Source organism: Terrisporobacter muris (assembly GCF_024621905.1).
Lineage (GTDB): Bacteria > Bacillota > Clostridia > Peptostreptococcales > Peptostreptococcaceae > Terrisporobacter > Terrisporobacter muris.
In genome coordinates this window covers 1-12,987 of the sequence record NZ_JANKBY010000014.1, presented here as the reverse complement: position 1 = coordinate 12,987, position 12,987 = coordinate 1, and the positions used below count along the sequence as shown (strand labels likewise).

Annotated in this window: 12 protein-coding genes; all 12 read left to right on the top strand. The window is 29.8% G+C overall.

What is annotated here, in order from left to right:
* Window positions 1-22: 22 nt before the first annotated feature.
* The 12 genes from tsf (at window position 23) to NSA58_RS02320 (ending at window position 12,924) form a co-directional block, all read left to right on the top strand.
* Entirely contained in the window at window positions 23-934 is a 912-nt protein-coding gene (tsf, locus tag NSA58_RS02375; protein ID WP_039681133.1) for a translation elongation factor Ts, read from the top strand.
* Window positions 935-1,025: 91 nt separating this feature from the next.
* Window positions 1,026-1,730, top strand: a complete 705-nt coding sequence (gene pyrH, locus NSA58_RS02370; RefSeq protein ID WP_039681132.1) for a UMP kinase — start codon at window positions 1,026-1,028, stop codon at window positions 1,728-1,730.
* Between the two features lie 29 nt (window positions 1,731-1,759).
* Window positions 1,760-2,314 (top strand): ribosome recycling factor, encoded by a 555-nt coding sequence (gene frr, locus NSA58_RS02365; RefSeq protein WP_039681131.1) that lies wholly within the window; start codon window positions 1,760-1,762, stop codon window positions 2,312-2,314.
* A 5-nt stretch (window positions 2,315-2,319) separates the two neighbouring features.
* A complete protein-coding gene (locus NSA58_RS02360; RefSeq protein ID WP_039681130.1) occupies window positions 2,320-2,523 on the top strand; it encodes a hypothetical protein in 204 nt (67 codons plus the stop codon).
* Window positions 2,524-2,553: 30 nt separating this feature from the next.
* Window positions 2,554-3,288 (top strand): isoprenyl transferase, encoded by a 735-nt coding sequence (locus tag NSA58_RS02355; RefSeq protein ID WP_039681129.1) that lies wholly within the window; start codon window positions 2,554-2,556, stop codon window positions 3,286-3,288.
* A gap of 11 nt (window positions 3,289-3,299) precedes the next feature.
* A complete protein-coding gene (locus NSA58_RS02350; protein WP_039681128.1) occupies window positions 3,300-4,079 on the top strand; it encodes a phosphatidate cytidylyltransferase in 780 nt (259 codons plus the stop codon).
* Between the two features lie 178 nt (window positions 4,080-4,257).
* Window positions 4,258-5,409, top strand: a complete 1,152-nt coding sequence (locus NSA58_RS02345) for a 1-deoxy-D-xylulose-5-phosphate reductoisomerase (protein WP_079764782.1) — start codon at window positions 4,258-4,260, stop codon at window positions 5,407-5,409.
* A gap of 126 nt (window positions 5,410-5,535) precedes the next feature.
* Window positions 5,536-6,561, top strand: a complete 1,026-nt coding sequence (rseP, locus tag NSA58_RS02340; protein WP_039681126.1) for an RIP metalloprotease RseP — start codon at window positions 5,536-5,538, stop codon at window positions 6,559-6,561.
* 23 nt (window positions 6,562-6,584) lie between these two features.
* Entirely contained in the window at window positions 6,585-7,646 is a 1,062-nt protein-coding gene (gene ispG / locus NSA58_RS02335) for a flavodoxin-dependent (E)-4-hydroxy-3-methylbut-2-enyl-diphosphate synthase (RefSeq protein ID WP_074429641.1), read from the top strand.
* 240 nt (window positions 7,647-7,886) lie between these two features.
* The gene (locus NSA58_RS02330; protein WP_039681124.1) at window positions 7,887-9,023 is read left to right on the top strand and encodes an ABC transporter ATP-binding protein; all 1,137 of its coding nucleotides are present in this window, start codon (window positions 7,887-7,889) and stop codon (window positions 9,021-9,023) included.
* Complete coding sequence (locus NSA58_RS02325) at window positions 9,016-10,575, top strand: ABC transporter permease/substrate-binding protein (RefSeq protein WP_039681123.1); 1,560 nt, start codon at window positions 9,016-9,018, stop codon at window positions 10,573-10,575. Before NSA58_RS02330 ends, NSA58_RS02325 begins: the two co-directional genes overlap by 8 nt.
* Window positions 10,576-10,788: 213 nt before the next feature.
* Window positions 10,789-12,924, top strand: coding sequence for an adenosylcobalamin-dependent ribonucleoside-diphosphate reductase (locus tag NSA58_RS02320; protein ID WP_074429642.1), 2,136 nt, complete (start codon window positions 10,789-10,791; stop codon window positions 12,922-12,924).
* The last annotated feature ends 63 nt before the right edge of the window (window positions 12,925-12,987 follow it).

Genomic DNA, 12,987 nt, shown 5'->3' with positions numbered 1-12,987 from the left:
AGAATATATAGGAGGAACAATAATGGCTAACATAACTGCACAAATGGTTAAAGAATTAAGAGAAACTACAGGAGCTGGAATGCTTGATTGTAAAAAAGCTTTACAAGAAGCTGAAGCTAACATGGAAAAAGCAATAGATATATTAAGAGAAAAAGGTTTAGCAAAAGCTGCTAAGAAAGCTGATAGAGTTGCTGCTGAAGGATTAGTTACTATAGAAGTAAATGCTGATCACACTGCTGCTGCAATAGTAGAAGTAAACTCAGAAACTGACTTCGTTGCTAAAAACGAAGATTTCAAAGTATTCGTTAAGGATGCTGCTGCAATGGCATTAGCTACTGAAAATACTGATATAGAAGCATTATTAGAAGAAAAACATGCTGAAGGAAAAGCATTAAGAGACGTTTTAAATGATAGAATAGCTAAAATAGGTGAAAAATTAGACTTCAGAAGATTTGAAAAATTAACTACTGAAGGTCAAATAGCTGGATACATACACGGAGCTGGAAAAATAGGTGTTTTAGTTGAATTATTAACTGAAGCTAGAGATGAAAGAGTATTAACTATGGGAAGAGATATAGCTATGCAAGTTGCTGCTATGAATCCTAAATATGTTTCAAGAGATGATGTTGATCAAAACTATATAGCTCATGAAACTGAAGTTTTAACTGCTCAAGCATTAAACGAAGGAAAACCTGCTAACATAGTAGAAAAAATGGTTAAAGGTAGATTAGAAAAAGAATTAAAAGAAGTTTGTTTATTAGAACAAGTATTCGTAAAAGATTCTGATTTAACTATAAAGAAATTAGTAGCTAATACTGCTAAAGAAGTTGGTTCAGACATACAAGTTGGTAGAGTTGTAAGATTCGAAGTTGGTGAAGGTATAGAAAAGAAAGAAGAAAACTTTGCTGAAGAAGTTGCTAAGCAACTTAAGTAATAGTTAACCAAAAGAGAACACTTATGTGTTCTCTTTTTTAAAAAATAAATAATAAAAATGATGTATATGAAATGCAGACGGGAGGATTTCTATGGATAAACCTAAGTACAAAAGAGTATTACTAAAACTAAGCGGAGAAGCACTAGCGGGTGATAAAGGTTTTGGAATAAACAATGATGTTGTGAATGAAATAGCAGTTGCTATTAAAAAAGTACAAGAAATTGGTGTTGAAGTTGCTGTTGTAGTAGGTGGAGGAAACTTCTGGAGAGGAAGAACTTCTGAAGGTATGGACAGAACAACAGCTGACTACATAGGAATGCTTGCTACAGTTATGAATGCTATGGCACTACAAGATGCCTTAGAAAACATAGGTGTACAAACTAGAGTACAAACTGCAATAGAAATGAAAGAAATTGCAGAACCATATATAAGAAGAAAAGCTGTAAGACATTTAGAAAAAGAGAGAGTTGTAATATTTGGTTCGGGAACTGGAAATCCATATTTCTCAACTGATACAGCAGCAGCTCTAAGAGCAGCAGAAATGGAATCTGAAATAATATTATTAGCTAAAAAAGTTGATGGAGTATATGATAAAGATCCAGTTTTACATGCTGATGCTAAAAAGTTTGATGAATTATCATATATAGAAGTACTACAAAAAGAATTAAAAGTTATGGACTCAACTGCAACGTCTTTATGTATGGATAATAGTATTCCAATAAAGGTATTTGAGTTAACAACAGAGAATATATTAAAAGCAGTGTACGGAGAAAATATAGGAACAATTGTACATTAATAAACTAATTAAACGAAGGAGGAGTAAAAATGAAAGAAGTACAAAACAAATTACAACAACAAATGGATAAAACAATAGAAGCTTTAAAATTTGAATTTTCAACAATAAGAGCTGGTAGAGCTAATGCACAAATGTTAGACAAAATAAGAGTAGATTATTATGGAACTCCAACTCCTATTAATCAAGTTGGGTCTATATCGGTACCAGAACCAAGAACTTTAATGATAAGTGCTTGGGACAAAAGTGCAATGAAAGAAATAGAAAAAGCTATAAGAAACTCAGATTTAGGTTTAAACCCTACTAATGATGGAGAAGTTATAAGAATAAACGTTCCAGCATTAACTGAAGAAAGAAGAAAAGAGCTTTGCAAACAAGCTAAAAAAGCTTCAGAAGAATTCAAAGTAAGAATAAGAAATGAAAGAAGAGACGCTAACGATAAACTTAAAAAGTTAGAAAAAGAAGGCGAAATAACTGAGGACGAATTAAAAAAAGCACAAGATAACGTGCAAAAAATGACTGATAAATATACTAAAGAGATAGACTCATTATTAGAAACTAAAGAAAAAGATATAATGGCGGTATAATAACTTTGAAAAAGTATTATGAGCTGTTAGGCCTTCCTTTAGATGAAGTTAAAGAATATTTTGATAACAGAAAAATAAAATATACTACAACAATTCTTCAAGGTAAGAAAGATCAGGATAAATTAATTTATCCAAGAGTAATCAAAATTACACAAAAAGAAAATAATGTAGAGTTATTTGTAACTTACTTTTCTGGCTCCTTAAAATAAGGAGTCAGAAATAATATTTGGAGTATGAATATGAAAAACAATTTGTTTTATGATATAGATTTAAATAGAGTTCCTAAGTCTATTGCCATAATAATGGATGGGAACGGAAGATGGGCTAAAAGTAAATTTCTACCAAGAACAGCTGGTCATAAGGCTGGTGTAGAAACTATAAGAACAGTACTTAGAGAATGTAAAAGGTTAAATGTTAAATATGTTACTTTATATGCATTTTCAACAGAAAACTGGAAAAGACCAAAGTTGGAAGTCGATACATTGATGGCTTTATTATCCACTTATTTAAAAAATGAAGTAGCTACACTACATAAGGAAAATGTTAAATTAACAGCCATAGGAGATATAGATAATTTACCTAGCCAATGTGTAATAGAATTAAATAAGGCGATAGAATTAACTAAGAATAATACAGGGTGTAATTTAAACCTAGCATTAAACTATGGTGGAAGGCTAGATATAAAAAATGCATTAGTTGATATTATAAAAGATGTTAAAGATGGTAAAATAAATTTAGATGAAATTGACGAAGATACTATAAGTAATCATTTAAGTACAAAATGTATTCCGAATCCAGATTTAGTAATAAGAACTAGTGGAGAAGAAAGACTTAGCAATTTCTTATTATGGGAAGTTGCTTATTCAGAATTTTACTTCACAGATGTTTATTGGCCAGATTTTGATGAAAAAGAACTTCAAAAAGCTATCTTTACATATCAGAATCGAGATAGAAGATTTGGTGGAATAAAATAAGGAGAATACTTATGAGAACAAGAGTTATAGCAGGATTATTATTAGTTCCATTATTTATCCTTATAATACTTGGAGGAACCCCTTTATATATAGGAGAAGCTATAATAATCTCAATTGCCTTGAATGAATTTTATAAGGCATTTGAACAAAAGGACATTAAGCCATTATATTATATAGGTTATATTTTTTCTATTTATTTACTGATTAAAAATTATCTTAAATTACCAATATCTTATACCTATACATTAATATTTATTTTATTCTTAATATCAATAATACCAATATTAAGGGTAAAAAGAAATATTATAGATATTGTGGTTACCTTCTTTGGAATTTTTTATGTAGCTGTATTAATAGACTTTATAGTATTAACTATGGATGATTTTTCAAGAGGAAACATCTACGTTTGGTTAATATTTATTATTGCATTTATGACAGATACATTTGCATACTTTACAGGATATTTATTTGGTAAACACAAATTAATTCCTAAAGTGAGTCCTAAAAAGACTGTAGAAGGAAGTGTTGGGGGCATACTTGGATCTACAATTATATGTGTAGTTTTTGGATATTTCTTTAAAATTGATTTAAAAGTAATAGTATTTTTAGGTTTCTTTGGAAGTATTGTTGCTCAATTTGGAGATTTATTTGCCTCATCAATAAAAAGATATGTAGGAATTAAAGACTATGGAAAATTAATACCAGGACATGGTGGAATACTAGATAGATTCGATAGTGTTATACTAGTTGCACCATTTGTGTATAGTGTAATTAACTTATTTATAAAATGATTTAGCTTCAGTTATACTGGAGCTTTTTTAATGAGAAAAAATCATAAATTTTATATTATTTCTTTAAATTAAAAATGTATTTGAAATTTTGATGAATATTGTAAATAATAAGAGTAATAATGATATAATACATAAGTAAAGACAAATTATTAATATAATGCGTAGAAAGGAATCACTTATGAAAAAAATTAGTATACTAGGTTCTACAGGATCTATAGGTACTCAGACTTTAGATGTGGTTAGAAAAAATAAAGACAAGTTTGAAGTAGTTGCTATTTCAGCAAATAGCAGCATAGATTTATTGTTAGAACAAATATTAGAATTCAATCCTAAATATGTTGCAGTTTATAATGAAGAAAGTGCTAAAAAACTTAAGGATATGATTCCAAATAATATAGATATAGAAATATTAAGTTCTATGGAAGGGTTAGTTAAGATATGTGAGCTTGAAGAAGTGGATATTGTCTTAACTGCTGTAGTTGGAATGATAGGGTTGGTGCCAACAATGGCTGCAATAAAAGCAAAGAAAACAATTGCTCTTGCAAATAAGGAAACCTTAGTTACAGCTGGTGAAATTGTTATGAGAGAAGCAAAGAAAAATAATGTAGAAATTTTACCAGTTGATAGTGAGCATAGTGCAATATTCCAATGCTTAAATGGAGAAAGAAAAAAGAATATAGAAAAGATAATATTAACAGCTTCAGGTGGACCTTTTAGGGGTAAAAAGAAAGAAGAGTTAATTAAAGTTACAAAAAATGAGGCCTTAAAACATCCAAACTGGGATATGGGAAGAAAAATAAGTATAGATTCTTCAACTCTTATGAATAAAGGTCTAGAAGTAATAGAAGCTAAGTGGTTATTTGATGTGGATGTAGAGGATATTGATATAGTAGTTCATCCACAAAGTATAATTCACTCTATGGTATCTTTTAGAGATAGTTCAGTTATGGCTCAACTAGGATGCCCAGATATGAGATTACCAATAGAATATGCTCTAACTTACCCAGAAAGATCAAAAACTGATTTTGAAAGATTAGATTTAGCTAAAATAGCTACTTTAACTTTTGAAAAACCAGATATGGAAACATTCCCCTGCCTAAAACTGGCGTTTAAGGCATTGAAATTAGGTGGAACTTATCCAGCTGTGTTAAATTCTGCTAATGAAGTTTTAGTAAATGAATTTTTAGATGATAAAATTGGATTCTATGACATACCATATTACATAGAAAGAAGTTTAGATCAGCATAATAATAGAAGTAATCCGACTTTAGAAGATATTCTAGAAGTTGACAAGGAAACTAGAGCGTTTTTAGCTAACTTACTTAAGTAATAGTTTTCTTTGAGTAAGGTTGATGACTAAAGCGGTGCGAAGACATCTTGTTGGCGACATGAAGTGTTTCGCCAACATAGTCGCTCAGGCAAAGCGAATTTTTATTAAAATTAGGAAGGTGAATATATGACGATAATTGCAGCTTTATTACTTTTTGGAGTAATAATATTAATACATGAGTTTGGTCACTTTATTTTTGCAAAGAAAAATGGAATTACAGTTCATGAATTTTCCATAGGCATGGGACCAAAGCTATTTGGTAAAGAAAAAAATGGAACAATGTATTCTATTAGAATTTTACCAATAGGTGGGTATGTATCTATGGAAGGTGAAGATGAAGAATCAAATAAGCCAGGTTCATTTGGGACAAAATCTATACTTCAAAGGGCCAGTGTTATATTTGCAGGACCATTTTTTAACTTAGTTTTAGCAGTTATTTTCTTAATTCCTGTATTTATTTACATAGGATCTCCAACAACTACATTAGATCAAATAACAGACAATAGTCCAGCTTATGAAGCTAATTTAAAATCAGGAGATACAATAAAAAGTATAAACGGAAAAGAAATTACTTCTTGGAATGAATTTACACAAGTTATTTCATCATCAAATGGAAAAGAATTAAATCTTGTAGTTGAGAGAGATAATAAATCAGTAAAAGTAAATGTCACACCACAAAAAGCAGAAGATGGAAGTTATAAGGTAGGAGTGACTTGTGCAAGGGATAAAAATATTGTTCACGCCATAAGAGATTCATTTGTAACTACGGGACAAATGATAGTACAGATGGTTACTTTCTTAAAGCAAATGATAACAGGAACTGTTCCTGGTGGATTTACTAATTCTGTTGCAGGTCCAGTTGGTGTAATTAGTATAGTATCTGATGCGGCAAGAACAGGTATAATTAATTTATTATACTTAGGCTCAATAATAAGTTTAAACCTTGGAATAATAAACTTAGTTCCATTCCCAGCATTAGATGGAGGTAGATTATTATTACTTTTCATCGAATGGATAAGAGGTGGAAAAAAAATAAATCCAGATAAAGAAGCTATGATAAATATGATAGGTTTCTGTGCATTAATGGCATTTATGGTTTTCATTACTTATAATGATGTAACTAAATTATTTAAAGGCATAATTAAATTCTAAATATATAAGTAGAAGGTGAAGTTTTGAGTTATAATAGAAAAAAAACAAGAGAAGTATCTTTAGGTAATATAAAAATTGGAGGAAATAATCCAATTGCAGTTCAGTCTATGACAACAACAGATACTAGGGATGCTATAAAAACAATAGAACAAATAAAAAGATTAGAAGAAGCAGGATGCGACGCAATAAGGGTTGCAGTTCCTGATATGATAGCAGCGGAAAATTTGGGAAAAATAAAAAAAGGAATAAATATACCGTTAATAGCAGACATACACTTTGACTACAAACTAGCTTTAAAAGCAATAGAAGAAGGTGTAGATGGTATAAGGATTAACCCAGGTAACATAGGAAGTATCGATAGAGTAAAAGCAGTAGTTGAAAAATGTAAGGAAAAAAATTTAAAAATAAGAATTGGTGTTAATGGTGGCTCTTTAGAAAAACATTTGTTAGAAAAATATGGGCATGCTACACCAGAAGCTCTAGTAGAAAGTGCTTTAGCACATATTAAAATTCTTGAAGACTTAGACTTTTACAATATAGTAATATCATTAAAATCATCAGATATTTACACAGCAGTAGAAGCTTATACTCTAATGAGTGAAAAAGTAGATTATCCTCTTCACTTAGGTATAACAGAAGCTGGTGGGATTAAAAAAGGAACTATTAAATCATCAATAGGTGTAGGTTCACTTTTAATGAATGGAATTGGTGATACCATAAGAATTTCATTAACAGGAGATCCTGTGGAAGAGGTTCATGTTGGTAAAGACATACTTAGAAGTTTAAATTTATTAAATGACAAAATAAAAATAGTATCTTGTCCAACTTGTGGAAGATGTAATATTGATTTGATAAGTGTGGCAAATGAAGTAGAAGATAGAATAAAAGATATAAACAAAAACATGACAGTAGCTATTATGGGATGTGCTGTAAATGGCCCTGGTGAAGCTAGAGAAGCTGATATAGGTATAGCTGGTGGAAAAGGAGAAGGTCTTCTATTTAAAAAAGGTGAAATTATTAGAAAAATAAAAGGCGATTCTTTAGTAGAAGAGTTATTAGAAGAAATAGATAAATTTGATAAATAAGATTTGCAAAAGACGAACTTTCATTAGTTCGTCTTTTTTATAAGCACAACTACTCAAAATGAAGATAATTAGTCTATGCAGAGTCTCAATATAAGGGAATTTTTCAGAAATTAAAATGTAATCTAATATAAATTTGGTTAGAAATTTTACTAAAATATTGAATGCGCATAAAAGGAGTGATATAATATATCTTAAACAACTTATAAAAAATAATAAGTTGTTTGTTGGAAGGGGGATATTATGATAGAAATAAAGAACATTTCTAAAAAAGTAGGAAAGAAAACAATATTAGATGATGTTTCCTTGAAAATAGAAGAGGGGAGCTTTGTTGTTTTAATAGGTCCTAGTGGTTGTGGAAAGACTACTACCTTAAAATTAATAAATAAACTAATTGAGCCTACAAAGGGAGAAATTTTCATAAATGACATACCTATATCTAAGGAAAATCCTATTAAGCTAAGAAGAAATATTGGTTACGTTATACAAAGTGTAGGATTATTTCCTCATATGACTATAAAAGAAAACATAGAGCTAATTCCAAATTTAAAAAAAGAGAAAACTGAAGAAGAAATTGAAGAAAAAACAATAGAACTGATGAATATGGTGGGTCTTGATCCTAAGGAATTTTTGTATAAATATCCAAGTGAGCTTAGTGGTGGTCAACAACAAAGGATTGGGCTTGTAAGAGCAATTGCAACTGATGCAGAGATAATTTTAATGGATGAACCCTTCAGTGCACTGGATCCAATAACTCGTACTCAATTACAGGAATGGTTATATTCACTGCAAGAAGAGTTAAAGAAAACTATCATATTTGTTACTCATGATATGGATGAAGCATTAAAATTAGCAGATAAAATATGTATTATGAAAGATGGAAAAGTTCAACAATATGACACAGTGGAAAATTTACTTAGAAATCCGGCAAATGAATTTGTTAAAAATTTTATAGGTAGTGATAGATTATGGAATGCACCGGAATACATAAAAGCTAGAGACATAATGATTAAAAATCCTGTAAGTGTAAAAAGATCAAGAACTGTTATACAAGGTATGGAAATTATGAGAACAAATAAAGTAGATAGTTTATTAGTAGTTGATAAAGATGAAAACTTTCTTGGCATTGTTACTATAAAAGAACTTAGAAGAAACGGAATTCAAAATCACTACTTAAGTGAAATAATGAATGATGAGCCTATATTTGTATATGATGACAATAATTTAGTTGAGATATTAGAAGTAATGAATAGGGAGGGAATTGGCCATGTACCTGTAATTACTCGCTATAATAAGTTGGCAGGTCTAATAACAAGAAGTAGTTTACTTTCTGTTTTAAGTGAGCAGTTCCTTGAAATGGAGGTGAGTATACTTGATTAATTTTATAAATTACTTATCAGCACAAAAAGGCCAAATTATATCATTATTAATACAACATATTCAATTAACTGTTGTAGCAATAGTTGTGGCTATTATTATTGGTATACCTCTTGGAATATTAGTTTCTAAAAATGAAAAACTTAGAAAGTATATTGTAGGTATGATTAATGTATTTCAAGCAATACCATCTATGGCGTTACTCGGATTGTTAGTACCAGTACTAGGCATTGGTAGTAAACCAGCCATAATGATGGTTGTTTTATACTCTTTATTACCTATAGTAAAAAATACTACCACAGGAATTCTTGGAATAGATAAAAATATAATAGAATCTGCCACAGGAATTGGACTTACTTCAAAGCAAATTTTATATAAAATACAGTTACCTTTAGCTCTTCCCATAATTATGGCTGGTATAAGAATTTCAGCAGTAACAGCTGTTGGACTTATGACTTTAGCTGCATTTATAGGTGCAGGTGGACTTGGTTATTTAGTATTTTCTGGAGTTCAAACTGTAAACAATATAATGATTCTTGCAGGTGCTATTCCAGCTTGTATATTAGCTCTTTCAGTGGATTATATATTCTCTAGGGTAGAAAAATCAGTTATGAGTAAATATTCATATCAAAAATCTCATAATGATAAAAGAAAGAGTAGTCATACAGGATTAAAAGTATGTACAGTTGTAGTTGTAGTAGTTATATTATTTACTTCCATAGGACAAAGTTTTGGTAAAAAGGATACAATAGTAGTAGGTTCAAAGGATTACACAGAAGGATTAATACTTGGAAATATGTATTCAGATTTACTAGAAGAATACACAGATTATAATATTGAACGAAAATTAAACATGGGAACTTCAGTTCTTTGGAGTTCTATAGTAAGTGGTGAAGTTGACATGTGTGCAGATTATACAGGAACTATTTTAATGAATATAATGAAAGAAGAAGCTACAGGAGATGCTGATGATGTATACAATCGTGTAAAAGAACACTTAGATAAGGAATATGGTATAAAAGTACTAGACCCTATAGGCTTTAATAATACCTACACTTTAGCTATGGAATCTGATGTATCTAAAAAATATAATATAGAAACTTATTCTGATTTAACTAAATATTCAGAGGGATTTGTATTTTCACCAACATTAGCATTTCAAAATAGAGAAGATGGTTTGCCTGGGTTACAGAAATATTATGACATGAATTTTAAGGAAATTAAAAGTATGGATGGTGCTTTAAGGTATCAAGCTTTACAAAGGGGAGATGCCCAAGTAATAGATGCATTTTCTACTGATGGATTATTAAAGAAATTCAATTTAAAAGTGTTAGAAGATGATGAATCATTCTTCCCGCCTTATTATGCTGTACCATTAGTTAGAGAAGATTTAATTTCAAAATATCCTGAAACAGAGGAAGTACTAAATAAATTAAGTGGAGTAATAAATGAAGATGATATGATTGAATTAAATTATAAAGTTGATGAAGAAGGACAAACTCCAGAAAAAGTAGCACATGATTATTTAGTAGAAAAAAACTTAATAAAAGATTAATTATAAATTGCCCTTCTAAGTTTATTCTTAGTAGGGCTTTATAGCGAATAAAAAACTAAACAACTTTTTGAATAATAAATCAATGAGTACAAAATATATTAGTATGAAATGAAAAATACATAAAGTAAATATCAATGATTGACATAAAAATAATATAAAAACAACATAAGGTTATAAAAATAAAGAAATTCGAAAAATATTTAGGAGAAAAATATGATAAAAGTATGTAAAAGAGATGGAACAATAGAAATATTTGATAAAAGAAAGATATTTAATGCAGTATATAAATCTTCCATAAATAGCAAGTTTGGTACGGATCGAGAATTGGCTGAAAATATAGCTACAATGGTAGAGGAAAAAATACAAAATAAAGAAATAGAGGCTACAGTAGAAAATATACAAGATGAAGTAGAAGATTTGTTAATGTCATCTAATAGAAAAGATGTTGCTAAAAAATATATTATTTATAGAGATAGAAGAACTGAAATAAGAAATTCAAAGTGGAATATGGACGAGTTACAAAAATCTATCTGGAGAAATAAATATCAGTATAAGGAAGAAAGTTTTAATGAATGGATAGAAAGAATTAGTGGAGGAAATCATAAAATTGCAAAATTAATAAGAGAAAGAAAGTTTTTATTTGCGGGGAGAATTTTAGCAAACAGAGGATTATATAGAGATAATATAAAGGTTACTTATTCAAACTGCTATGTTCTAGAACCACCAGAGGATAATTTGGAGAGTATATTTGATACAGCTAAAAATTTAGCAAGAACATTTTCTTATGGTGGGGGTGTGGGAATAGATATTTCTAAACTTAGACCAAACGGGGCGGAAGTACATAATGCGGCAAAAACCACATCAGGAGCTGTGTCGTTTATGGATTTATATTCAATGACTACGGGACTTATTGGGCAAAAAGGAAGACGTGGAGCTCTGATGATTTCCATGGATATAAGCCATCCAGATATTGAAGAATTCATAGATGTTAAAACTGATTTGGAAAAAGTCACAAAGGCTAATATATCTGTAAAAATAAGTGATGAATTTATGAAAGCTGTTAAAAATAAAGAAAAATATACTTGTAAATTTTTGATGGAACCAACAAAAGAAGAAATAACAAAACAAGTAGATGCTTATGAGTTATTTATGAAGCTAGTTAAAAACAACTGGGACTATGCAGAGCCAGGCATGTTATTTTGGGACAACATAAGAAAATATCATCTATTAAGTGAAGATAAAGAATTTAAACATGATGGTGTTAATCCTTGTGCAGAAGAACCACTGCCAGCAGGAGGAAGTTGCTTGCTTGGATCTATGAACTTATCTGAGTTTGTTGTGGAACCATTCACGGATAATGCCATATTTGATATGGAAAAATTCAAAGCTTGTGTCGAAGACTGTATATTGGGATTAAATGAAGTATTAGAAGAAGGTCTTTCTCTTCACCCACTAAAACAACAACAAAAAAGTGTATCTCAGTATAGACAAATAGGTCTAGGAGTTATGGGTATAGCAGATATGCTTATAAAATTAAATATTAGATATGGCTCAGAAGAGTCAATTGATTTATGTGATAAAATTTCAAATTCTATGTTAAATAGTGCTGTGAAAAAGTCTGCTTTACTAGCAAAAGAGAGAGGTACTTATGAGAAGTACAATGAAGAAGCTATATTTAAATCTCCTTTCTTTATAAATAATATAGATGAAGGTGTAAAAGAATTAGTAAAGAAATATGGACTTAGAAACTCACAAATATTAACCATACCACCAACAGGATCCATATCTACCATGCTTGGTATAAGTGGAGGAATAGAGCCTATGTTTAATATTTCCTATACTAGAAAAACAGAAACTCTTCACTCACAGGATGTTTATTACAAAGTGTATACACCAATAGTTAAAGAATATATGAATTTAAAAGATATTACTGATGAAAATGAATTACCAAATACATTTGTAACAGCAATGAATTTAAAACCAGAAGAAAGAATAGCTATGCAAGCAGCTTGGCAAAAGCATATTGATGCATCCATATCATCCACTATAAATCTACCATATGAAGCTACAATAGAAGATGTTTATAACATCTATATGTCTGCATGGGAAAATAAACTAAAAGGTATAACAATTTATAGAGATGGATGTGAGAGAAGTGGAGTCTTATTAAATGACAAAAAATCTGATAAAGAAAAAAAGGTTAAAGAAGACAAAATAGAAAAGGCTGAAGAGCATCAAATTAAAGAAGGTCAGGAAAAATTTATTTGTCCAGAATGTGGCAATGAATCTATAATACCTACAGGCGGTTGTACAATATGCCTCCAATGTGGATATAGTAAATGTAATTAAAGAAAAAACAGTTGTTATATTTTTTATAACAACTGTTTTTATTTATTCAAAATGAAAAGTTAT